The sequence below is a fragment of the Shewanella sp. KT0246 genome, from assembly GCF_019654955.1.
Taxonomy (GTDB): domain Bacteria; phylum Pseudomonadota; class Gammaproteobacteria; order Enterobacterales; family Shewanellaceae; genus Shewanella; species Shewanella goraebulensis.
Genome location: NZ_BPEV01000018.1, coordinates 52,986 through 75,605, shown reverse-complemented (window position 1 = coordinate 75,605; position 22,620 = coordinate 52,986). Strand labels below are relative to the sequence as shown.

Annotated in this window: 22 protein-coding genes; 6 read left to right on the top strand and 16 right to left on the bottom strand. The window is 40.8% G+C overall.

Annotation, left to right across the window (positions count from 1 at the left end; genetic code table 11):
• Nucleotides 1-66 precede the first annotated feature (66 nt).
• The 6 genes from K5Q58_RS10750 to tkt all read right to left on the bottom strand — a co-directional run bounded on the left by K5Q58_RS10750 (nucleotide 67) and on the right by tkt (nucleotide 8,286).
• Nucleotides 67-807 carry a YdiY family protein gene (locus K5Q58_RS10750; RefSeq protein ID WP_220753929.1) on the bottom strand — a complete coding sequence of 247 codons (741 nt, stop codon included), beginning with the start codon at nucleotides 805-807 and terminating at the stop codon, nucleotides 67-69.
• Between the two features lie 127 nt (nucleotides 808-934).
• Entirely contained in the window at nucleotides 935-2,278 is a 1,344-nt protein-coding gene (locus tag K5Q58_RS10745; protein WP_220753928.1) for an MATE family efflux transporter, read from the bottom strand.
• Between the two features lie 274 nt (nucleotides 2,279-2,552).
• Nucleotides 2,553-3,617: a class II fructose-bisphosphate aldolase gene (gene fba, locus K5Q58_RS10740; RefSeq protein ID WP_220753927.1), complete on the bottom strand. Its 1,065-nt coding sequence runs from the start codon at nucleotides 3,615-3,617 to the stop codon at nucleotides 2,553-2,555.
• A gap of 256 nt (nucleotides 3,618-3,873) precedes the next feature.
• Complete coding sequence (locus K5Q58_RS10735; RefSeq protein WP_220753926.1) at nucleotides 3,874-5,049, bottom strand: phosphoglycerate kinase; 1,176 nt, start codon at nucleotides 5,047-5,049, stop codon at nucleotides 3,874-3,876.
• An 88-nt stretch (nucleotides 5,050-5,137) separates the two neighbouring features.
• The gene (gene epd / locus K5Q58_RS10730; protein ID WP_220753925.1) at nucleotides 5,138-6,160 is read right to left on the bottom strand and encodes an erythrose-4-phosphate dehydrogenase; all 1,023 of its coding nucleotides are present in this window, start codon (nucleotides 6,158-6,160) and stop codon (nucleotides 5,138-5,140) included.
• Nucleotides 6,161-6,291: 131 nt separating this feature from the next.
• Nucleotides 6,292-8,286, bottom strand: coding sequence for a transketolase (gene tkt, locus K5Q58_RS10725; RefSeq protein ID WP_220753924.1), 1,995 nt, complete (start codon nucleotides 8,284-8,286; stop codon nucleotides 6,292-6,294).
• A gap of 575 nt (nucleotides 8,287-8,861) precedes the next feature.
• Between tkt and metK the strand changes: the two genes are divergently transcribed.
• Entirely contained in the window at nucleotides 8,862-10,013 is a 1,152-nt protein-coding gene (gene metK / locus K5Q58_RS10720) for a methionine adenosyltransferase (RefSeq protein WP_220753923.1), read from the top strand.
• A gap of 112 nt (nucleotides 10,014-10,125) precedes the next feature.
• Here the strand turns inward: metK and K5Q58_RS10715 are convergent, their stop codons facing one another.
• Both K5Q58_RS10715 and K5Q58_RS10710 read right to left on the bottom strand, forming a co-directional pair.
• Nucleotides 10,126-10,695 carry an MAPEG family protein gene (locus K5Q58_RS10715; RefSeq protein WP_220753922.1) on the bottom strand — a complete coding sequence of 190 codons (570 nt, stop codon included), beginning with the start codon at nucleotides 10,693-10,695 and terminating at the stop codon, nucleotides 10,126-10,128.
• Nucleotides 10,696-10,812: 117 nt separating this feature from the next.
• Nucleotides 10,813-11,412, bottom strand: coding sequence for a flavin reductase family protein (locus K5Q58_RS10710; protein ID WP_220753921.1), 600 nt, complete (start codon nucleotides 11,410-11,412; stop codon nucleotides 10,813-10,815).
• Nucleotides 11,413-11,794: 382 nt separating this feature from the next.
• On the opposite strand from K5Q58_RS10710, the gene K5Q58_RS10705 reads away from it, so the two are divergent.
• Complete coding sequence (locus K5Q58_RS10705) at nucleotides 11,795-12,403, top strand: GNAT family N-acetyltransferase (RefSeq protein WP_220753920.1); 609 nt, start codon at nucleotides 11,795-11,797, stop codon at nucleotides 12,401-12,403.
• 10 nt (nucleotides 12,404-12,413) lie between these two features.
• On the opposite strand, the gene K5Q58_RS10700 is transcribed toward K5Q58_RS10705, so the two are convergent.
• From K5Q58_RS10700 to K5Q58_RS10690, 3 genes are all read right to left on the bottom strand, one after another.
• Nucleotides 12,414-12,788 carry a hypothetical protein gene (locus K5Q58_RS10700; protein ID WP_220753919.1) on the bottom strand — a complete coding sequence of 125 codons (375 nt, stop codon included), beginning with the start codon at nucleotides 12,786-12,788 and terminating at the stop codon, nucleotides 12,414-12,416.
• Nucleotides 12,789-12,855: 67 nt separating this feature from the next.
• Nucleotides 12,856-13,428 (bottom strand): GNAT family N-acetyltransferase, encoded by a 573-nt coding sequence (locus tag K5Q58_RS10695; protein WP_220753918.1) that lies wholly within the window; start codon nucleotides 13,426-13,428, stop codon nucleotides 12,856-12,858.
• On the bottom strand, nucleotides 13,425-13,676 hold the full coding sequence (locus tag K5Q58_RS10690; protein WP_220753917.1) for a hypothetical protein: 252 nt from the start codon (nucleotides 13,674-13,676) through the stop codon (nucleotides 13,425-13,427). The genes K5Q58_RS10695 and K5Q58_RS10690 overlap by 4 nt, the downstream gene beginning before the upstream one ends.
• A 192-nt stretch (nucleotides 13,677-13,868) precedes the next feature.
• Here K5Q58_RS10690 and K5Q58_RS10685 point away from each other — a divergent pair, with 192 nt between their 5' ends.
• Nucleotides 13,869-14,288, top strand: a complete 420-nt coding sequence (locus tag K5Q58_RS10685; RefSeq protein WP_220753916.1) for an META domain-containing protein — start codon at nucleotides 13,869-13,871, stop codon at nucleotides 14,286-14,288.
• Between the two features lie 106 nt (nucleotides 14,289-14,394).
• Here K5Q58_RS10685 and K5Q58_RS10680 read toward each other — a convergent pair whose 3' ends face one another.
• Together K5Q58_RS10680 and K5Q58_RS10675 are read right to left on the bottom strand one after the other, a co-directional pair.
• Complete coding sequence (locus K5Q58_RS10680; protein WP_220753915.1) at nucleotides 14,395-15,735, bottom strand: dicarboxylate/amino acid:cation symporter; 1,341 nt, start codon at nucleotides 15,733-15,735, stop codon at nucleotides 14,395-14,397.
• Between the two features lie 174 nt (nucleotides 15,736-15,909).
• On the bottom strand, nucleotides 15,910-16,260 hold the full coding sequence (locus K5Q58_RS10675; protein ID WP_259651316.1) for a hypothetical protein: 351 nt from the start codon (nucleotides 16,258-16,260) through the stop codon (nucleotides 15,910-15,912).
• Between the two features lie 107 nt (nucleotides 16,261-16,367).
• Here K5Q58_RS10675 and K5Q58_RS10670 point away from each other — a divergent pair, with 107 nt between their 5' ends.
• On the top strand, nucleotides 16,368-16,829 hold the full coding sequence (locus K5Q58_RS10670) for a GNAT family N-acetyltransferase (protein WP_220753914.1): 462 nt from the start codon (nucleotides 16,368-16,370) through the stop codon (nucleotides 16,827-16,829).
• Nucleotides 16,830-16,929: 100 nt separating this feature from the next.
• On the opposite strand, the gene K5Q58_RS10665 is transcribed toward K5Q58_RS10670, so the two are convergent.
• The 3 genes from K5Q58_RS10665 to K5Q58_RS10655 all read right to left on the bottom strand — a co-directional run bounded on the left by K5Q58_RS10665 (nucleotide 16,930) and on the right by K5Q58_RS10655 (nucleotide 20,832).
• Nucleotides 16,930-18,297 (bottom strand): L-serine ammonia-lyase, encoded by a 1,368-nt coding sequence (locus K5Q58_RS10665; protein WP_220753913.1) that lies wholly within the window; start codon nucleotides 18,295-18,297, stop codon nucleotides 16,930-16,932.
• A 130-nt stretch (nucleotides 18,298-18,427) separates the two neighbouring features.
• A complete protein-coding gene (locus K5Q58_RS10660) occupies nucleotides 18,428-19,720 on the bottom strand; it encodes a serine/threonine transporter (RefSeq protein WP_220753912.1) in 1,293 nt (430 codons plus the stop codon).
• 323 nt (nucleotides 19,721-20,043) lie between these two features.
• Entirely contained in the window at nucleotides 20,044-20,832 is a 789-nt protein-coding gene (locus K5Q58_RS10655; protein WP_220753911.1) for a ribonuclease H family protein, read from the bottom strand.
• 120 nt (nucleotides 20,833-20,952) lie between these two features.
• Between K5Q58_RS10655 and yjjX the strand changes: the two genes are divergently transcribed.
• Both yjjX and K5Q58_RS10645 read left to right on the top strand, forming a co-directional pair.
• Nucleotides 20,953-21,495 carry an inosine/xanthosine triphosphatase gene (yjjX, locus tag K5Q58_RS10650; RefSeq protein WP_374758496.1) on the top strand — a complete coding sequence of 181 codons (543 nt, stop codon included), beginning with the start codon at nucleotides 20,953-20,955 and terminating at the stop codon, nucleotides 21,493-21,495.
• 81 nt (nucleotides 21,496-21,576) lie between these two features.
• Nucleotides 21,577-22,617, top strand: coding sequence for an NADP(H)-dependent aldo-keto reductase (locus tag K5Q58_RS10645; protein WP_220753909.1), 1,041 nt, complete (start codon nucleotides 21,577-21,579; stop codon nucleotides 22,615-22,617).
• The last annotated feature ends 3 nt before the right edge of the window (nucleotides 22,618-22,620 follow it).

Below are 22,620 nucleotides of genomic sequence, written 5' to 3'. Positions count from 1 at the left end.
AAAGAAGGCACAAAAAAGCCGAGTCATACTCGGCTGATAAACGTATAAGCTAGCTAACTTAAGTAATTAGAATGCGTATAGTAATGTCATATTGGTTTCTGTATCAGTACTTTTCTTGTCTTCTAGTGGGTCACTATTATAACGAACAATAACAGCAAATTTCATTGCTAGTGCGCCGATAATATTAGCCGTAAGTGCCGTTTCAGAGCGTCCCTCTAAGCTATCACCGTAATCAGCGACAAACAATTGAGTGAATTTTGAGCTCTCTGTAATTTCATAAGAAAAGTTTAGCGCACCGTGAGCAACCACACTGTCTTCAGTATCATAACCAAGGAGTGCAGTCTGTTCATCATCAAGCTTTTTATAAATATAACCAGGACCGATTTCAGCACTTAAAAAGGTGCGCCCAGTATCAATGAACTTATGACCGTAACCCGCAGAAGCGATTGCTTTGTAATCATAACCTGTGAACGGATCAACTTCATAGTTACCAGTAATATACATATAGTTCTTTTCATCGAACTTATAGTCACCTTGAATACCTGCATAGTATCGCTTAGCAGTGTTTTCACCAGAATCTTCTTTATATAAGCCTTCTAGTAAATATGCATTTTCCCAGTTACCTAGTTCTTGCTTAAGGCCTAGACGTGCTTTTAGTGAAGAAGTATCAGTGTTACCTGTTGTTAACGTTGCACCTAACTCCGCTTCACCAGCAAAAGTCTTATCACCCTCTACAAAGTCAGCGCCAGCATTGGCAGCAAATGGCATGGCAAGCGTTACAGCTCCAGCAAGTAGCAGTTTTTTCATGTCATTAAATCCTTTATTTACAAATAATCTAAATTCACCCCAGAAATTGAACCGCATACTAACACTTTGGTATCAAAAATGAAAAAACTACTGCTTTTTTAATGCTTAATGTAGGCAAATACTGTGTTTACGCCAGTACTAAGCTTTTTGACTGCCAACGACCGCTACGCCAACGCCACAACATGATTAATCCACGAGTCCACTCATCAATAGCAAGGGCGCACCAGATTCCAACTAGGCCCATATCAAGGTAAATTCCGAAAAAATAGGCTAAAGGCACCGCTATGCACCACATTGAGAAGATACCCGCTATAAAGGGAAATCTTGCATCGCCACTAGCACGAAGTGCATTAATGACAATGAGGTTAAACGTTCTTCCTGGTTCCATGAATAAGGTCAGTAAAAATAGCTGCCCGACCATTGCCAGAATATCTTGGTCATCAGTGAAAAAAGCTACGAGGTTTTCACCAAGTAATGCAGCCAATGCAGCTACCGCAGTAGTCAGTACTAAACCAATTTTTAGAGCGCGATACATTTGGGTTTCTGCCGATTTATACTGTTTAGCCCCTATCATGTGACCAATCATGATTTCGTTACCGATCCCAATAGATAAGCCAAACAATAAAATGAACATGCAAATTTGAAAGTACAAAGCCTGGGCTGCCAGTGCTTTCTCTCCCATCAAGCCGACAAAAGCCGTCACTACCATAAATTGCAGCATCCAAGAGATATTCTCACCTGCCGCAGGCAAACCAATATGAAAGACTTTGGCTAGCAGATGCTTTTTAGGTTTAATGATTTCGGATATTTTAAGTGGAGTTTTGGTGTACTTAACAAATAAATACGCCATTAACGACATACCCACTAAACGGCCAACGACGGTACTTATTGCCACGCCAGCAACGCCCATTTGCGGAATACCAAACCAGCCGTAAAGCAGTAATAAATTGCCGCCAAAAGTAATTACATTCATCAGCAGCGTCACCCACATAGCTTGCTGGGTAAAACCATGAGCGCGCATACCAGCTGCTAAACACATAGCCATGGCTTCTGGGATCAAACAAATCCCCACAATTTGTAAATACAGTTTAGCGTCAGGAATTAAATCTACTGGAAGATTCATCAGGTGCAATATAAGCCCTGCCCCCATAAATACACCCAATGCTGCGGCTACACCCACCATTAAATTAAAGCCGATGGATGAGTAGACTACATCACTTGCTGTTGCTCTATTTTTAGCGCCTAAGTATTGGGTTATGACCACGCTGGCACCAATACTGACGAAGCTGAATAAGGTAATTGATAATTCGAACACCATATTGCCGACAGACAATGCTGCGACACCTTGATAAGAGACGCGGCTGATCATTAAGGTATTTAATGCTGCTGTTAGAAAGTGCAGCGCGAAGTCGAAGAATAATGGCCAAGTTAACGCAAATAGCGATAGTGGTGCGTTGGGTTTTACATGCATTTTGACACTTCAATAATGGTTAAAGGTGAGCATATTCCATTACAAGGATAACAAGCATAAATGACAGTTCATTGATCATTTACGCCATAGGTTTTGGCTTCATTCCATTTTTAAGGGCGGGGATAATGCGCTATAAAACGCTTTGATACAAGCTGTTTCATTCAAGATTATGCATAAAAAAACCAGCGATGGTCGCTGGTTTTTATGAAGCTTTATTAATCAATTAGTTACGTATTATAAAGTGAGTAAACTTCATGTAACTACAAACCAACTATTAGTTGATTTGTGGGTTTAGTTCACCTGATTGATAAGCTTTGTACATTGCTTGTAGAGACTTAGGCTTAATTTTAGAACCCATGCCAGCACAACCAAATGCTTCATAACGAGTCGTACAAATGTCAGCCATTGCTTCCATTGACGCCTTTAAGAATTTACGTGGATCAAATTCTGATGGGTTTTCAGCAAGGAACTTACGCACTGCACCTGTTGATGCTAAACGTAAATCAGTATCGATGTTAACTTTACGAACACCGTGCTTAATACCTTCAACAATCTCTTCTAACGGCACACCGTAAGTTTCAGGGATTTCGCCGCCGTATTGGTTAATCACTTCTAACCACTCTTGTGGTACTGAAGAAGAACCGTGCATCACTAAGTGAGTGTTAGGAATACGTGCGTGGATCTCTTTGATACGGTCAATACGTAATACGTCACCGGTCGGTTTACGGCTAAACTTGTAAGCACCATGGCTAGTACCAATTGCAATGGCAAGTGCATCAACATGAGTATCAGCAACAAAACGTGCTGCTTCTTCTGGTGTTGTTAGCATTTGATCCATTGTTAAGATACCAGCTGCGCCAATACCATCTTCTTCGCCAGCTTCGCCTGTTTCTAAGCTACCTAAACAACCGATTTCACCTTCAACTGATACACCACAAGCGTGTGCAAATGCCACTGTGCGACGAGTCACATCAACGTTATATTCGTATGATGCTGGTGTTTTACCATCAGCCATCAAAGAACCGTCCATCATTACTGAAGACATACCTAACTGGATAGAACGCTGACAAATATCAGGATCAGTACCATGGTCTTGGTGAATACATACTGGAATATCTGGGTATTGCTCAAGAGCTGCAGCCATCAAGTACTTAAGGAACTGAGGACGAGCATACTTACGCGCACCCGCTGAAGCCTGAACAATGACAGGGCTGTCAGTCGCTTCAGCTGCTTGCATAATTGCACGCATTTGCTCAAGGTTGTTTACGTTGAATGCTGGAACACCGTAGTTGTGTTCTGCAGCATGGTCTAACATTTGACGTAGAGATATTAAGGCCATTTTTTACTCCAAAAATAGGGTGATGTCTCACCTAGGTCGCTATCGCTTTGGATTGATTTTTATACCCTATATTACTCACTGCATTGCTATTTATCTGACGATAACCAACAATTCATTGAAAAACATGGGCGGTTTTTTTCTAATAATTATATTTTTCTAAATAGAAATCTTGCTCGGTTAAGTTGACAGCATGACGTTTACTCTTTGATAAACTGTCAGGCTGCATATTCAACTTAACCTTTTAAATTTTTTCTAATTACGCGCCGCGCTTTTCTAACATTGCAACTGCAGGTAGCTCTTTGCCTTCAAGAAATTCAAGGAAAGCACCACCACCAGTAGAAATATAAGAAACCTTATCAGCGATATCATACTTATCTACAGCCGCTAACGTATCGCCACCACCAGCAATTGAGAATGCATTTGAGTCAGCAATCGCTTGAGCTATACGTTTAGTGCCTTCGCCGAATTGATCAAATTCAAATACGCCAACAGGTCCGTTCCAAACAACCGTACCAGCAGCTTCGATGATTTTAGCTAAAGCTTCTGCGCTATCAGGGCCAATATCAAAAATCATATCGGTATCTGATACATTGCTAACAGATTTTAATGTTGCTGCAGCGGTTGGGCTAAACTCGCCAGCGACTACAACATCAGTTGGCACAGGGATATCACCGCCGCGACTTTGAGCATTAGCCACTAAACGCTTAGCTTCATCGACTAAGTCAGCTTCAAATAAAGATTTACCTACTTGATGACCCGCTGCCGCGACGAATGTATTGGCAATACCACCACCAACAACTAGCTGGTCTACTTTAGTTGATAAGCTTTCAAGTACAGTTAGCTTAGTTGAGACTTTTGAGCCACCAACAATGGCAACCATTGGACGTGCCGGGTTATCTAATGCTTTACCCAGAGCAGATAATTCACCCGCTAGAAGTGGGCCTGCACAAGCTACTGATGCGTGAAGTCCAACGCCATGAGTCGATGCTTGTGCGCGATGCGCTGTACCAAATGCATCCATTACATAAACATCACAAAGTGCAGCTAATTTTTTAGCTAAAGCTTCATCGTTCTTCTTCTCACCAAGGTTAAAACGTACGTTTTCAAATACGACTACTTCACCGACTTTAGCATCGACGCCATCAAGGTAATCAGACGCTAGCGTCACAGGGCAATCAAGAGCTTCATTTAAATAGTTAACTACTGGCTGCATTGAGAACTCAGCATTGAACTCTCCTTCAGTTGGGCGACCTAAATGTGACATCACCATTACAGCTGCACCTTTCTCAAGTGCTAACTTAATCGTAGGTAGAGAAGCGCGCAAACGTGCATCACTGGTCACTACACCATCACTCACTGGTACATTTAGATCTTCACGAATAAGCACGCGCTTATTAGTTAAATCCAAGTCAATCATATTGATAATAGCCATTGAGACTTTCCTTTTAATTTAAAAACAAAACTGCTTTTGCTAATGAGCGCTTTACCCAAATTAGATAAAGCGCTCAATAGCAGTAAAATTAGTGTTCAGTATTCTTAGCGAGGATCATAGCTAAACTGGTATCTAGCATTCGATTGGCAAATCCCCACTCGTTATCACACCAAAGCAATAACTTGACCAAGTGGCCATCACTCACACGAGTTTGGGTACCATCAACAATACTGGAACGTGGGTCGTGGTTAAAATCACACGACACTAATGGTGCATCAGTATAGCCTAACACTGCATTAAATAACCCGCTGGCCGCAAGCTCTAAAACATTATTTATTTTCTCAATATCAACACGCTCATTTAAGGTCACCGATAAGTCAATTGCGGTGACATTAATGGTCGGAACGCGCACTGAAATCGCTTCAAATTTATCTTTCATGTGCGGCAATATTCTCTCAATACCCCGCGCCAATTTAGTATCCACTGGAATGATTGATTGCCCCGCAGCACGGGTACGACGTAAGTCATCATGATAAGCATCAATCACTTGTTGATCGTTCATTGAAGAATGAATGGTGGTGATTGCACCACTTTTAACACCAAAATGATTATCTAGCACATCAATGACAGGCACAATACAGTTGGTGGTGCATGACGCATTTGATACCACTGTATGCTCGGCTTTAAGCAAATTATCATTCACACCAAATACAATAGTCGCATCCACATCAGCTGAAGATGGGTGACTAATGAGAACTTGCTTGGCGCCGGCTTTGATATGCGCTTCGCATTCAGCCCGATCGCCTAAGCTACCACTGCATTCATAAACAATATCAATATCAAGATCAGACCAAGGTAATAAACTGGCATCAGGCTGATGGAATAATTGAATAACATCATCACCGATAACTAGCTGGTCGTCTTTTAACTTTACTGTATTTTGGAAACGGCCATGAGTCGTGTCATATTGCGTGAGATGACTGATTGCGGCAGGTTTGGCAAGTTCATTAATTGCCACGATCTGGATTTCTTGACGTTTACCCGACTCGTATAATGCACGAAGGATAGAACGGCCTATACGGCCATAGCCATTAATAGCGACTCGGATCATTGAGGGTTAAGCTTCCTCTTAACAGTACTCAGTAAAAAGCAGATAAAAAAACGGCCTGCAAGTGTTTGCAGGCCGTCATTATACAGACTTAAAGGATAAAAGTTTACCCTTATTATTTAACTGTATTTGGGTTAAACCAGTGAGTTTACTGTGTTAACCACATTTTCAACGGTAAAGCCGAAGTGCTTCAATAAGTCTCCGCCTGGCGCTGACTCACCAAAGGTAGACATACCAACAACTGCACCGTTAAAGCCAACGTATTTGTACCAGTAATCAACATGAGCGGCTTCAATTGCAACACGCTTAGTAACAGAAGCAGGTAATACAGACTCTTTATAAGCTGCATCTTGCTTATCGAATACGTTAGTAGAAGGCATAGATACTACGCGAACTTTCTGGCCTTTTTCAGTTAAGGCAGCAGCAGAATCAAGTGCAAGTTGCACTTCTGAACCTGTTGCAATCAGAATCACATCAGCAGTACCTTCACAATCAGACAGTACGTAACCACCTTTAGCGACGTTAGCTAATTGCTCAGCGTTACGTGCTTGTGCTTTTAATCCTTGACGGCTAAATACAAGCGACGTTGGTGCTTTACGGTTTTCAATTGCAGACTTCCAAGATACGGCTGTTTCAGCAGCATCACATGGACGCCATACCGTCATGTTTGGCGTCATACGTAAGTTAGCAAGTTGCTCTACTGGTTGGTGAGTAGGACCATCTTCACCTTGACCAATTGAGTCATGGGTATAAACGAATACGTTTTGAATGCCCATTAGCGCAGACATACGTACTGCGTTACGTGCGTACTCCATAAACATCATGAAGGTTGCGCCGTAGTTAATGAAACCACCATGTAGCGAAGCACCATTCATAATGCCGCTCATACCGAATTCACGTACACCGTAGAAGATGTAGTTACCCGCAGGGTCGTCTTGAATACCTTTTGAACCAGACCAAAGCGTTAAGTTAGAACCGGCTAAATCGGCACTGCCGCCTAATAACTCAGGTAGCATTTCACCGAAGAAACCAATCGCATTTTGTGAAGCTTTACGACTTGCGATACCTTCAGCTTTATCTTGACACTCTTGAATGAAAGCGTTCGCTTTCTCTTCAAATTCAGCAGGAAGCTCGCCAGTGATAACACGACGTTTGTATTCTGCGGCTAGCTCTGGGAACGCTGCTGTATAAGCTGCGAATTTTTCGTTCCAGCTAGCTTCGTTTGAAGCGCCAGAATCTTTAGCATCCCAACCTTCATAAACGGTTTCAGGAATTTCAAATGCAGCGTGATCCCAACCAAGGAATTCACGTGCAGCAGCAATTTCAGCATCACCAAGTGGAGCACCGTGACAATCATGGCTACCTGATTTGTTTGGCGAACCAAAACCAATCGTGGTTTTACAACAAATCATTGTTGGCTTGTCTGTTACAGACTTAGCTTCTTCGATTGCCGCGCGAATAGCATCGCTATCATGACCATCTACGTTAGCAATTACATGCCAGCCGTAAGACTCAAAACGCTTAGGCGTATCGTCTGTAAACCAACCTTCAACATGACCATCAATAGAAATACCATTGTCATCCCAGAAAGCCACAAGCTTACCAAGGCCAAGTGTACCCGCTAATGAACATGCTTCATGAGAGATACCTTCCATCAAACAACCATCACCTAAGAAACAGTAAGTGAAGTGATCAACAATGTCGTGACCTGGTTGGTTGAATTGTGCAGCTAAGGTCTTTTCAGCAATCGCCATACCTACAGCGTTACTGATACCAGCGCCTAACGGTCCAGTGGTTGTTTCAACACCTGGTGTGTAACCATATTCAGGATGACCAGGGGTTTTTGAGTGAAGCTGGCGGAAGTTCTTCAACTCTTCAATAGGTAATGCATAACCTGTTAAATGCAGTAAAGAGTAGATAAGCATTGAACCATGGCCATTTGATAAAACAAAACGGTCACGATCAACCCACTCAGGGTTGTTTGGGTTGTGCTTAAGGAAGTCATTCCATAGCACTTCAGCGATGTCAGCCATCCCCATTGGTGCACCTGGGTGGCCAGAATTGGCTTTTTGAACAGCATCCATGGTTAATGCACGGATTGCGTTAGCGAGTTCTTTACGAGATGACATGCTCTCTCCTGCTTGTTATATGAGGTCTAGCGGGCAATTGTGGGGCATATTTTCCCCTACTAGGCGGTGTGACGCAAATTTTTATTAGATCTATTAACCATTTTTTACGTCTAACAGACTAATCCAAGCTAAACAAAGCGATTATTTAGGCAGACTGACACCATATTACCGATAAAATTTATATAGCTTTTTCTATCAACTAATTACTTTATATCGCTGATATTGATCCCAAACGGTAATATTCCGTAATAACAATGCGTGAATATTTATTGCCAATGGGCAATAAAAAAACCAACAAAGTGATAAACATCGACTAAAGTTATTGTTTTATTTTTAACCTTAAAGCCCTTGATCGTTACGCTATAAATAGAATAATTAGCATAAAATTCATAAGATTAATTTATTAAAAATCTGAAACAGGTCATTTTCAATTTTTCTAAATCTTTGAATGATTGCACAATTATTAACTTATATTAGTTCTAAGGGGTGTTATCCAACCTGATTTGAATTATTATAGACGTCTAGATGTAGATGCTTCTACACGTTCAAATTCCAAAAGACGAGATTTACCAACTATGGCAAACCACTTGTTCACCTCTGAGTCCGTCTCAGAAGGTCATCCAGATAAAATCGCCGATCAGATTTCTGATGCGGTATTAGACGCAATTTTAGAGCAAGACCCTAAAGCACGTGTTGCTTGTGAAACTTACGTTAAGACCGGTATGGTTTTAGTCGGCGGTGAAGTCACAACTTCAGCTTGGGTTGATATCGAAGAAATCACACGTAAGACAGTACGTGAAATTGGTTACACTCATTCAGATATGGGTTTTGATGCTGATTCTTGTGCGATTTTAAATGCCATTGGTAAACAGTCTCCAGACATTAACCAAGGTGTTGACCGTAGCGACCCAGCAGAGCAAGGCGCTGGTGACCAAGGGTTAATGTTCGGTTACGCAAGTAACGAAACCGACGTATTAATGCCTGCACCAATTACGTACGCTCACAAATTAGTGAAGCGTCAATCTGAAGTTCGTAAAGACGGTACATTACCGTGGTTACGTCCAGATGCAAAAAGCCAAGTCACTTTTGCCTATGAGAACGGTAAAATCAAGGGTATTGATGCCATCGTGTTATCAACACAACATCGTGAAGATGTGACCCAAGAAGACTTAATTGAAGGCGTAATGGAAACTATCATTAAGCCTGTTTTACCATCTCAGTGGTTAAACAAAGACACTAAGTACTTTATCAATCCAACAGGTCGTTTCGTTATCGGCGGACCAGTAGGCGATTGTGGTTTAACCGGTCGTAAAATCATCGTAGATACATACGGTGGTATGGCTCGTCACGGTGGTGGTGCTTTCTCAGGTAAAGACCCATCGAAAGTTGACCGTAGTGCTGCATATGCTGCACGTTACGTTGCTAAAAACATCGTAGCAGCTGGCCTTGCTGAGCGCTGTGAAATCCAAGTGTCTTATGCCATTGGCGTTGCAGAACCAACTTCAATCAGCATCGAAACCTTCGGTACTGGTAAAGTGTCTGAAGATGTACTGATTAAGCTTGTGCGTCAGCACTTTGAGCTTCGTCCATACGGCTTAACTGCAATGCTAGACCTTGCACGTCCTATCTATCAAAGTACTGCGGCATATGGTCACTTCGGTCGTAATGAGTTCCCTTGGGAAGCGACTGACAAAGCTGAAATCTTACGCGCTGATGCGGGTCTATAAGTTTTAAAACTTATCGACAATTAAGCTCAACGTCTTAGAAATAAAAAAACCGTCAATTGACGGTTTTTTTGTACCTTTAAAAAGCGAGTTTATCTCACTCAACTCATAAGAATTAAACTAAGACTCGATAGAATAGGTAAATAATAATCGCCCCCACAGTTAACACTGATGGGTAAAACGTTAAACTGAAACCAATCGATCTTGCTCCTGCGCCTTTATCGTATCCTCGCATAAACAAAATTCGGCCAATAAAGAATAAAACTGAAATCAACGCAATTAACGACATGTAATCAGCTGGCATGATAAAAGCCCATAAAAAGTAAACACTCATTACAATACAAAATTGCTCTAAGGTATTTTGCAGCACGTTTTGTAAACGCCTTACCCGCTCCGACTCTTTATTAAAACTGCGTCCATCAATATCTTCAGAGTTAAAAAAACGATGTTTAGCTACTCGGGCAACAGCAATAATCAAACTTAACGTAGGCAAAAGCATGCCATAGGCATAAATAATCAACCTTTCAATTAAGGACTGTGGTTCACTAAATTCAAATGGATTAGCTAACGCGCCATAAATGACGACTGCAAAGGAAACAACCATGCCCACCACTATTCCTTTGGTGACATCACGTTGCTGATTAGCAAATTTTGTTTGGTTTGGATCTACTCTTAAAATTGGCATTATCTCTCCCTGTAATTAATGCTCAACTATCTTTAAAATAGTGACCTAGATGATCCTTCATTGACTCGGTCACTTTCCAAAGCTCACTCCAATGAGCAAGCAGTGCTTAATAATCGACTATCGATTTAGCTGGACCTTCTGCCTAGTTAAACTATAGTCATTGCCAGCCATTCTGCCGATGGCATCTAACTTTTCACTGTCTATTTTAAAGTCGGTGACTGCATCATCACGTACATGAATTGCTACCACATCCCCCAGTACAAGATGCCCAGACATAGGTTCTTGGCCTAAATCAACTATCTGATTTAACCGACATTCAAAACTAACTAAAGCTTGTTTGACTCTATGAGGAGCCACAATTGATGATGCCAGCTTTTCAACACTCGCATATTCAAACTCATCTTCATCGGCAGGTAATTGATGGCAAGTTTGATTCATCACCGCTAAGTCTTGATAACTCACACTATTGATCACAAACTCTTGCTGTTCACGAATATTAGTCAAGGTATCTTTTTCTAATCCTTTATCTGTGCTCATTGGGTTAAAGCACAACACTGGGGGGTTAGCACTTGCAACCGTAAAGAATGAAAATGGTGCTAAGTTACTCACCCCACTTTTTGATATCGTTGAAACCCAAGCAATAGGTCTTGGACTTACACCACCAATTAATAATTTATAAACCTGTTGCGCTGTTAACGCCTGCGGCAAAAATTCCATTTCAATCTCTAGCTGTTTTAAACAATAACTCACTATTTCCAAACACGGGTGATTTGGCGGAAATAATAAATTAAATAAGTTACTTACTAAGCTATCACCCAATAAATCTTCAAACAAGTCTAAATAAACCAAGTCTAGATGAAACAAGCTATTAACATAATTTATCAGTCATTTTTATTAAATTTTGTATAAATATCCCTCAAAACCACCACCATTAATACGCAAATAATCACAAATAAGCGATACTTTTGCCTCTTTTTAAAGTCAGCTTGTCTGTATTTTCAACCTCGCTGCTTAATTGAAAACCTTCCAAGTCGTGATTTGTTACTATGGAGGTTAATGACATTAAAGGTATATCTTCAACATTAATTAAGGACAAATAATGCACACTGCAAAGTGGTTTTATCCTTCAAAACTTAACTTAAAGAGTGACACGAAGAATGGCCAGATATCTAGCGATCAAAGGAAGTGGTCTGAGCTAAAGCTGTTTTATCGTCAACATTTACCTTATTCTAAACCCAATATTAATGATCAAATAGCACTCATAAGCTTAGCCACTCAGTTGGGGCAGTCAAACCATCAGCCTGATTCGATTCAGTTAGGTTCGATAAAGGTACTCTCTGACTCCGACTTGCAACAAACGAGTGTAATTAATGAAAAGTTACTTAATGAGCAAGCCAAGATAACGGCTGCTATTAGATTAAAAACAATAGGAAAGAGCCAGTTAATCACAGGGCTTGTTGTCGCAAAGCATGCGAGAGGAAAAGGGTTAGCTCACCAGTTAATGAACTTTATTCGTCCTAAACTGCTGAAAACACGCAGTTACGTTTTCGCGATTCCAGAGTTAGAGAGTTTTTATCAAGCTTATGGCTTTCATCAAATCAAAAGCATTAGTCAAAATAATTTGGTTGATAATGATGTACTACAACAGTTTGATAAATACCATAGTCTGGAAAGGCCTCTAATACTGATGAAGAAAGCCACCGAATAACAAGCCTGAATTAACAGTGATCAAAATGAGATGTTTCTACGCACATAAACGAAATTTGCTGCAAGCTAAGCACTGGCACATTGACGGTCTTAGCCGCTGACAACTCAACTGTTTTATCTTCATCTAGTAAAGTTATTGCTTCTTCATAACCATTGGTGCGACCGCAATCGATAACACCCAACTCAGTGTCGACGATATAAAAAAATCTTGATTTCGAATTACTATCAGTACTTAGTTCGAGCTCATATGCTGAATAGCTTTTATCCAATGATCCCAGTACCCCAACGACAATTTTTAAGTTCTCAAACGCCCCTAACCTTAAATGTAAGTAAGGCTGAAATATTTGCTCAAACTGCTGCTGATTATCTTGCTGGTTTTGTTCCATATGATTACTACTCACCATTAAATACATTTCATTTGATTATTTAGTGCTGTTTGCTGCTAAAAGTTAATTAGTTCTTCATGACCAACAAATAATAATCACGTTGTTGAAAGCTAAAATAGTCCACCACTTCCATTGCTGATTTTTTAGTATGGGCAGCAAAAGAAATCGCATTATCTTCTGCGATAAATGTGACCATAAAACTGTATTTCATCGCAGCTTTACGTTGAATACCTTTTACTAACTGCTCAAAAATCCCTTGCCCTCGATGGGATGGATGGATCCAAATCGGACCATATTGGCAGCTATTTTGCGATGTCACCCGGCTAAAACCTATTTCGACATCACTGAGTTTTCGTAATACCTGCGCATAAATACCCCAAGCTTGAAACCAAGACCAAGGCCCTGCGATCACGTAACCAATAATCGATTTAACGCTAACTCCTGCTGAAGCAGTATCAGTGTTTAATTCAGCTAACATTATCCAGCCTTGTTTTATTAGCTCGCTGATTTGTACTTTAGAAAAACACTGGCCAGACATTGTATCGGCAGAAGAAGACAATTCATCATTCATGTATTGCAGCTCTAGATCTGCAATATTTACGGCATCAACCTCTGTGGCTAAACGGTATTTAATGCTCATTTATTGTGTTCGTCACTTTTTTCATGTTCATTAGCCTTATTATTTTGATTGGTATGCTGTTTTTGCGCCCAGTCAAAAACGAGCGCTACAGGATAAGGCGCCATAATGAGTAAACCTACACCTATTAAACTGGCGATTATCAACATCCCACTTATTTCATTAGCGACATCAGTGAGTAAATATAATCCTGCACCAATACCAACACACAACAAACCAAACATATGCAGAACTTTAAAAAATTTACTCATGTGAGACTCTTTCGCTAAAAAAAATTGATTTAAAGGATTTCAGTTTGCCATCTGAACATCGAATAAGTTCAAAAACAGCACAATGCATGGTGTGAGTGACAAATATTAGATTAATTCTACTTCAGGATGAAAATAACCCCAAAACACAGTATATACTATCGGAAATAGCGTCCCCATTGGAATTAGTCCATCATGATAAAACCCATTTTCACCGCTTGTGTGGTTATTTTCGGTCTTAGTGCTTGTCAAAGCAACAGCCATCCGGCTGAAGAAATTAATCTAATCGGTAATTGGTATGTAGAATCAGCTTTATCTGAAGCTGTCATTAATCACAGTCCTGCTCAAATTACCTTTGCCGCTGATGGCAAGTTGTCTGGCAATAACAGCTGCAACCAATTTTTTGGTGAATATCAGCAAAATGAAAATCAATTAACTCTGTCACCTGCTGGTTCAAGTATGATGGCTTGTGTCGATATGCTTATGCAGCAAGAGCAACGTATTATGAAGGCTATGCCAATGGTGACTAATATTAAGCGTTCAAAATCTGGCAAGCTATTATTAAAATCAGATGCTGGCGCTAATCTACTGGTATTAAGCCAACTCGATGAATAAGTGCCTTCATTGATTTAAATAGTTAACAATCGTAAAAACGAGTAAAAAAAAGAGTGAAGCCATGGCTTCACTCTTTTTTATGCGTTTAGTACGTAACTTTACCAGGTTAACTGCTTGTTTTGATGTTGTCTTCAACCTTTTGAGCTAAATCAACTTCAGCATGTTGAGCAATAATCGCTGATTGCTCCATGTCAGCATTGTAGTGTTCAACATCTAATTCATCTTCTGAACGAGCAATAATCGTCGTTGCCACTAAATCACCTGATACGTTAACCACGGTACGTGCCATATCTAGCACACGGTCAATACCAGCAATAATTGCCACACCTTCTAACGGTAAACCAACTGTGGTTAATACTAACGTTAACATCACAAGGCCTGCACCAGGTACGCCAGCAGTACCAATAGACGCAAGTGTAGCGGTTAATATAATGGTGATGTAATCAACCCATGTTAAATCGATACCAAAAGCTTGAGCGACGAATAACGCCGTTACACCTTGATAAAGCGCAGTGCCATCCATGTTGATGGTCGTACCCAGTGGCAGTACAAAACTTGATATTTTCTTGTTGATACCTAAGTTTTCACTGGCACATTTCATACTCGCAGGTAAGGTACCCGCAGAGCTAGAAGTGGTAAATGCCACCGCCATTGCATTACCGATGCCTTTGAAGAACTGCAGTGGATTAAGTTTACCAAATACACTTAACACTAAGCTGTAGAAACCTAAGATATGTAATGCACAACCAACGTAGACTGCCACAATGACCTTAATCAATGGCAATAACATGTCGAGTCCATACTCACCAGCAACCCATGCCATCAAACCAAATACACCATAAGGTGCTAGCTTCATCACTAAGTCAGTCAGTTTAAACATCGCTTCAGCTAAGCTTTCAAATACGCGAATAGCAGGTTTACCGTGATCACCAATTAACACCAATGAAATACCCAGTGCGACAGCAAACACAATCACTTGTAAAATTTGACCACTTGCTAGAGCTGCAACAGGATTAGTCGGCACGATATTGATCAAAGTGTCCATTAATGTCGGCACTTCTTTCACTTCATTTATAATTTCGCTGCTCTGTAAGCCAAGACCAGCGCCCGGCATCATGATATTACCGACTAGCAAACCAATACTAATTGCGATAGACGTTGTACCTAAATAGAACGCAAATGACTTAAAGCCAATTCGCCCCATTTTGGCCGTGTCTTGCATTGAAGTCACACCCACAATTAAAGAACAAAACACGAGTGGCACAATTAACATTTTAATGGTGTTAACAAACAAGGTACCAATAGGCTTAAGGTAACTCGCATCTTCACCTAGGCTGACCCCGGCGATAATACCTAGCACCATCCCAATAAGGATTTGTAACCATAACGGAACTGACATCCAACGCGACCAAACTCGACGTGGAAAAGACGGAGCATGTTTTGACATGATGTAAACCTTGCTGATTGAGTAAATAAGTAGTGCGTAATTCGCTGCCGAACGGCTTATTAAATTAGAAGATGGCAATAATCAATAAAATCGGCGCGGCATACTAGCACGACAATCATGATTGATTGGATGATCTATATCATCTTACGCAGGTCTAGTAGTGAATAAATTACATTAGGCCTCAAAAATATACTCAACCTTGCCTTTTCCAACTTTTGTAGGATATAACGCTGCTGGCGGTCTCTCCCTTTCAATCAAATAGCTCCAATAATCATCATCAAATCCAGCAAATAGATTTTTGTGCTCACCACGAGACTTTAAAATTAGCCACCACCACACCATCGCCCATAATCCAAAAGTGAATAAGGTCAAAATAAAGTGCAACACATGATTAATTGCAGGCTGTGCATTAGCGGAGGCTGTAGTAGGATGTGACACCTGTATAGGCTTGCTCGCAGCGCAACCAATGCGATTAGAGCGAGCAAAGTAACGGTATACTCTGAATTGATATTTTGATTTATTCATAGCATTCTCTCAAACCATACAAGATGAATATTAAGCATAGCAGCTTAGACTTTAGTCGAATAAAAATGTGGTGAAAATTTATTTATTTTTCGCCTCAAGGAGCCACAATGAAAATAAGAAAAGGCCAACTATCAGATTTACCAGCATTAGTTGAATTCAATCAAGCCATGGCAATGGAGACAGAAAGCTTGTCTTTAGACAATGAACTGCTCACCAAAGGCGTAAGCACTATGCTTAACAGTCCTGAAAAAGGCTTCTATTTAGTGGCCGAAATAGAGGGTGAAATTGCAGGTTCATTAATGGTCACACTTGAATGGAGTGATTGGCGAGCAACAAACTACTGCTGGATACAAAGTGTGTATATTCGCCCGCAAAATCGTCGCCAAGGGATATATGCCAAACTTTATCAAACGGTAAAATCAATGGCTGTCGATATTGGCGGCGCGGCAAGTTTTAGATTGTATGTTGAACACGATAATTTACGTGCTCAAAAAACCTATGAATCATTAGGGATGGAGCAAAGCCACTACCTGATGTACGAAGAGCTTGCTGAGGGCACAAAAGAGTAACGCTTAATACTAAATAGCGTGGCAAATAAAAAACAAAAAAGGCTTTCATTTGAAAGCCTTTTTATTGTTTACAACACTAAGTAGATTAATTAGCGCACGTTTATGCACACAAATTAGTGACCTTAATTGCTAACCCACCTTGGCTCGTTTCACGGTATTTAGAGTGCATGTCCTTTCCTGTTTCGTACATAGTCGCAATCACTTTATCTAAACTAACCCGTGGCTCTGAATTACGGCGTAGCGCCATACGAGATGAGTTAATCGCTTTAACTGACGCAATTGCATTACGCTCGATACACGGTACCTGAACTTGGCCTGCAACAGGATCGCACGTTAAACCTAAGTTGTGCTCCATGCCAATTTCTGCCGCCATACACACTTGCGCAGGTGAGCCGCCCATAAGCTCAGCTAAGCCTGCAGCCGCCATTGAACACGCCACGCCAACTTCCCCCTGACAACCCACCTCGGCGCCCGAAATCGATGCATTACGTTTATAAAGCGAACCCACCGCAGCTGCAGCTAAAAAGAAGCGGCTACATTCTTTTGGACCCACTTTTTGAATGAACTTATTGTAGTAAGCTAGCACAGCTGGAATGATCCCTGCAGCGCCATTGGTAGGCGATGTCACTACACGACCACCAGCTGCATTTTCTTCACTCACAGCTAACGCAAATAAGTTAACCCAGTCAATTATTTCCATCGGATCATTACTGAGTTTTTCACTGCGCATCAATTCACGGTGTAAAGCAGGAGCACGGCGAGATACCTTTAGCGGGCCAGCTAAAACACCTTCAGTATTACAGCCTTTATCAATGGCATTTTGCATTGTTTTCCAGACTAAACTGAAGCCAGAATACATATCTTCTTCACTGCGAAAGCATAACTCATTTTGCTTCATCAAGCCGCTAATGCTTAAACCCGAGTCTTTACAATGAGCGACTAATTCGTCTGCAAAATTAAAGTGATAAGGCACTTCAACACCATTTACATGGCTTTGGTTAAACTCACTTTCTTCAACGATGAAGCCACCGCCGATAGAGTAATAAGTGTTGCTATAAACACATTTGTCACCAATCCAAGCGTGTAATTTCATACCGTTTTCATGCAAAGGTAACGTATCGCTATGGAAAATAAGCGCATCATGTGGAAAATCAACGTGATGAATCGCATCACCAATTATAATTTCCTGAGTTTTCTCAACCTGAGCAATAAAAGGTTCAATACTGTCGATTTCAACCGTTTCAGGCTCGTTACCAGCAAGGCCCATAATAATCGCAATATCAGTATGGTGACCTTTACCAGTCAAAGACAGTGAACCGTATACATCGACGGTAAACTTAGTGATTTGTGTTAGTTGACCTTGCTCGATTAAATCATTAATAAAACAATTTGCCGCTTTCATAGGCCCAACGGTATGAGAACTAGAAGGACCAATACCAATCTTAAAGATTTCAAATGCACTAAACATAAATAAACCTCAATGCTTTACTGCTCAAAACAACAAAGCTAAAAACAAGAAAAAGAGGAGCACGCACTGCACTCCTCGAATCACCACTCACTTGAGTGAGTGGTTTAACTTTATCGACGAATACGAGCGATTAGCTCATTAAACCGAATAGAATTGCTGTCATGGCCAGTAAACCAGCAATCACAACAAACACATTGCTGATACGACCACGGTAAGCTTTTAAAGCAGGCACTTTATGTACAGCGTACATAGGCATAAGGTAAAGAATAGCAGCGATAATTGGACCGCCTAAGGCTTCAATCATACCTAGGATGCTTGGGTTAATTACCGCGACAATCCAGATACTGAAGAACATGAAGGCTAGGATGAACTTGTTCAATTTAGCATCAGAGACTTCTTTATTGCTGCTACGTAATTGCTTAGTGATCATGCCTTTCAAGCCTTCAGTCGCACCTAAGTAGTGGCCAAAGAAAGAAGAGATAATCGCAATGAATGCAATGATAGGACCGAAGTAGCTCACAAAGCCGCTTGAATGTACGTTGGCTAAGTAAGATAAAATCGCTAAATTTTCACTTTTTGCTTCAGCAAGTTGCGCAGGGCTTAAAGACAATACACAAGAGAAAACGAATAACATAACGAAGCCAACCAGCATCATCGATGTATTACGTAAAATCACGTCCGCTTTTTTAGCAGCATTGTTGCCATGTTCACGTTTAAGTGACACAGAGAACTGTGAAATAGCAGGAGAATGGTTAAATGCGAACACTAATACCGGAATAGTTAACCATACAGTACCTAAGAATTCACCCGTTGAAGGAACCACTTGCAATGCATCCATCTTCCAATCTGGAATTAAATAGAAAGACATAAAAGCAAGGATTGCTACTAATGGGTAAACCAAGAATTGAGTCACTTTCAACATGAATTTTTCACCCGCTACCATTACTGACATCATGCCAATAATAAGAACCGCAGATAAAAGAATACGTGGAGGTGAAGCAAAACCAAGTTGGTTAACAATGAAGCTGTCTACCGTGTTAGTAATACCAACACCATAAATAAGCACAATAGGGAAAATAGCAAAGAAATATAGAACTGTGATTGCTTTACCCGCACTAACGCCAAAATGCTCTTCAACCACTTGAGTGATGTCACTACCAGGATTTTTAGAAGAACAAACAAAGCGAGATAGACCACGGTGAGCAAGATAAGTCATAGGGCCAATGATGATTGCCATTAATACTAACGGCCAAAATCCACCCATACCTGCATTGATAGGTAAAAACAAAATACCTGCACCAACAGCAGTACCGAATAAACTAAGCATCCAAGTGGTATCTTGACGTGACCAGCCTTTTACTGAGGTTTGCTCTTCTTGAGCTGAAATTGCAACATCCTGCGCACTGATTGAATCTCTTTGCATAAAAATGACCTTAAATGAGGTAACTAATTTCACAGCGAAGAATATAGAATTCTAAATAGTGAAATATGATCTAGATCATTTTTAATTCCGACTTTTAATAAATCCAATCAATTTGAGAGCGGCGCACGCAACTGGTACGATGAGTGGTTAAAATGATTAACAGAGTTAAACAATTCGATTAACAATTAAACTAATAAAGCAACACCTAATAAACCGACAGTACCTAATATGAGTGGATTTGAAGTGGTAATATCAGGTGTTAATACAACTACCACTTTATCTTGAACAATCACTAAATAGGGACATTTGTACAGGAGGTAGGGTTAGCCGGTTCGAAGGGCTAAAATAGCTTGTAGATCGATCGGTTTATCGTAACGGGCAAATTCAACAGTCTTTTGATCAATAGCATAAATAGACATGCGATCAGCGAGTTCATTGCCCTCAATACCAATATGAGCTGCAACATGAGCGATATCCAGCTTATCTTTCATTGCATCGTATAATTCATGAGCTTGTTGAATCACTTCCAAGTTAGCAATATCTCCAGCCACTTTGCGCTTCCAACCTTTGGTTTTCCAACCATAAGCCCAATTGGTAATGCAGTTAATCGAATACTGTGAATCGCTCATGATTTTGGCAGTTTGTTTGGCTTTTACCGCTTTTTCAGCCACTAATAACGCTTGATATAAGGCATTTAACTCTGCGCTATTATTGGTGCCATTAGGATTAAATAAGCCATACCAAAGTTCACTGATTTCACCTTTATGGTAAACCGCCATACCAGATCCTGCTTTGCCAGGGTTTGGTTCGCAGCCACCATCAGTAAAGACGATAATATCGTGAGTACTCAGATCCACATTTTTGGTTTTGATTGACTCAATACCACTACTACTTGTCGATTTCTTGCTGCCTGATGAAGAGGTTGATTTAGTAGCGCTCTTGCCAATGCTACTTGAGGCAGTCCCCGCAAATGCCGCTTTAGCAGCAGCTTCAGTTGGGAAAGATTTATATTTTGCTTGCGGGAATTTGTCCACTAGCTTCTTGGTGTAATCCCAGCTGGTAAAAATACCAGTCTCTCGCCCTGCCCACACCACATAAAACTTCTTTGCCATGATGACTCTCTATATAAATCGGGTAATATATTCAATGTGCATCAGTGTAGCCTATGGCGCTATTAAAAATAACTCACTGAGACAAAAACAACGTCTGAACCTACTCAAGCTAAAAAAGAAATCACCATGAAACCATTAACGATCCTTGTCGGCTCAAAAAATCCTGTAAAAGTGAGTGCAGCAAAACACGCTTTCAGCCAATACTTTCCTGATTGCAATATCATTTGTGAGGGCATTCATGCCCCATCGTTAGTGGCTGATCAGCCAATGACCGAAGCAGAAACAAAACTGGGCGCCATTAATCGCGCCGAGTATTGCCAGTCACAGCAAACTGCTGACTTTTATATTGCAATGGAAGGCGGCGTGGATTGTTTTGATCACGGCCCTGCAACTTTTGCTTATATGGCGATCCTCCATAATCAGCAGCTATCTGTCGGTCGTAGCGCTTTACTGCCATTGCCTTTAAAGGTGTTTCAAGCTCTTGAGCAAGGTGAGGAGTTAGGACATGTCATGGACAGACTATTTAATACCGATAACATCAAGCAAAAAGGTGGTGCTATAGGATTACTTACCAAAGGGTTAGCAACCCGTGAAAGTATTTATACCCAAGCCATTATTTTAGCCATGGCACCTTTTGTTAATGATGAAATATTCAACAACTAGTTCGATGATGGAAATAAGTCGCTTTGTTTTATGAATAAAGATTGTTAACTTCAAAGTAACTGCATTCCATAGGAGAATTAAATGGAATATCAACGCATACCCCATTCTAGCCTTGATGTGAGTAAGATTTGTTTAGGTACCATGACATGGGGAGAACAAAACTCCCAGCGTGAAGCATTTGAGCAAATGGATTACGCCATCGGTCGCGGTGTTAATTTTATCGATACTGCTGAAATGTATCCCGTGCCACCTAATGCTGAAAAACAGGGTGAGACTGAACGCATTATTGGTAACTACCTTTCTCAGCGTGATAACCGTGATAATTTAGTCATCGCTACCAAAGTCTCTGCAGCTGGACCTAAAAGTGATTTTATTCGCCCTAACATGGCACTCGATTGGGTTAATATTCACCAAGCAGTTGATGCCTCATTAGAACGCTTGCAGGTCGATACCATCGACTTGTATCAATTACACTGGCCTGACAGACACTGCAATTATTTTGGTGAGTTTCTTTATGATCATATAGAGGATGAACACCAAACGCCTATTTTAGAAACCCTAGAAGCACTCGCTGAAGTCATTCGCCAAGGTAAAGTCCGTTATATCGGCGTTTCTAACGAAACCCCATGGGGCTTAATGCAATATCTGCGATTAGCAGAGAAACACGATTTACCCCGAATCATCAGTGTGCAAAATCCCTATAACTTACTTAACCGTAGCTATGAATTAGGCATGTCTGAAATCAGTCACCGTGAAGAGCTACCATTACTGGCTTATTCACCACTGGCATTTGGCGTGCTCACTGGTAAATATGAAAACGATCAATGGCCAGAAGCGGCGCGATTAACGCTGTTTAAACGCTTTGCCCGTTATAACGCAACTCCAATGGCGCTTGAAGCCACTCAAGCTTACGTCAATTTGGCTCGTGAATTTAATTTGAGCCCTGCGCAAATGTCGTTAGCTTTTGTTAACTCAAGAGGCTTTGTCGCTTCAAACATCATAGGCGCCACAAACCTTGAGCAATTAAAAGAGAATATCGATAGCTTAAATGTCAGCTTATCACCAGAGTTACTTGAGCGAATAAACCAATTATCCAATCTATATCGCATTCCCTGCCCATAAGGC

Coding starts and splice junctions, on each gene's coding strand:
- K5Q58_RS10700 (WP_220753919.1), bottom strand. CDS start 12,788: ATGGAACAAAACCAGCAAGATAATCAGCAGCAGTTTGAGCAAATATTT.
- K5Q58_RS10705 (WP_220753920.1), top strand. CDS start 11,795: ATGCACACTGCAAAGTGGTTTTATCCTTCAAAACTTAACTTAAAGAGT.
- metK (WP_220753923.1), top strand. CDS start 8,862: ATGGCAAACCACTTGTTCACCTCTGAGTCCGTCTCAGAAGGTCATCCA.
- K5Q58_RS10715 (WP_220753922.1), bottom strand. CDS start 10,695: ATGCCAATTTTAAGAGTAGATCCAAACCAAACAAAATTTGCTAATCAG.
- K5Q58_RS10750 (WP_220753929.1), bottom strand. CDS start 807: ATGAAAAAACTGCTACTTGCTGGAGCTGTAACGCTTGCCATGCCATTT.
- K5Q58_RS10645 (WP_220753909.1), top strand. CDS start 21,577: ATGGAATATCAACGCATACCCCATTCTAGCCTTGATGTGAGTAAGATT.
- K5Q58_RS10690 (WP_220753917.1), bottom strand. CDS start 13,676: ATGAGTAAATTTTTTAAAGTTCTGCATATGTTTGGTTTGTTGTGTGTT.
- fba (WP_220753927.1), bottom strand. CDS start 3,617: ATGGCCTTAATATCTCTACGTCAAATGTTAGACCATGCTGCAGAACAC.
- K5Q58_RS10735 (WP_220753926.1), bottom strand. CDS start 5,049: ATGGCTATTATCAATATGATTGACTTGGATTTAACTAATAAGCGCGTG.
- K5Q58_RS10670 (WP_220753914.1), top strand. CDS start 16,368: ATGAAAATAAGAAAAGGCCAACTATCAGATTTACCAGCATTAGTTGAA.
- K5Q58_RS10745 (WP_220753928.1), bottom strand. CDS start 2,278: ATGCATGTAAAACCCAACGCACCACTATCGCTATTTGCGTTAACTTGG.
- K5Q58_RS10665 (WP_220753913.1), bottom strand. CDS start 18,297: ATGTTTAGTGCATTTGAAATCTTTAAGATTGGTATTGGTCCTTCTAGT.
- K5Q58_RS10680 (WP_220753915.1), bottom strand. CDS start 15,735: ATGTCAAAACATGCTCCGTCTTTTCCACGTCGAGTTTGGTCGCGTTGG.
- K5Q58_RS10695 (WP_220753918.1), bottom strand. CDS start 13,428: ATGAGCATTAAATACCGTTTAGCCACAGAGGTTGATGCCGTAAATATT.
- epd (WP_220753925.1), bottom strand. CDS start 6,160: ATGATCCGAGTCGCTATTAATGGCTATGGCCGTATAGGCCGTTCTATC.
- K5Q58_RS10660 (WP_220753912.1), bottom strand. CDS start 19,720: ATGCAAAGAGATTCAATCAGTGCGCAGGATGTTGCAATTTCAGCTCAA.
- tkt (WP_220753924.1), bottom strand. CDS start 8,286: ATGTCATCTCGTAAAGAACTCGCTAACGCAATCCGTGCATTAACCATG.
- K5Q58_RS10675 (WP_259651316.1), bottom strand. CDS start 16,260: ATGAATAAATCAAAATATCAATTCAGAGTATACCGTTACTTTGCTCGC.
- K5Q58_RS10685 (WP_220753916.1), top strand. CDS start 13,869: ATGATAAAACCCATTTTCACCGCTTGTGTGGTTATTTTCGGTCTTAGT.
- K5Q58_RS10710 (WP_220753921.1), bottom strand. CDS start 11,412: ATGGAATTTTTGCCGCAGGCGTTAACAGCGCAACAGGTTTATAAATTA.
- K5Q58_RS10655 (WP_220753911.1), bottom strand. CDS start 20,832: ATGGCAAAGAAGTTTTATGTGGTGTGGGCAGGGCGAGAGACTGGTATT.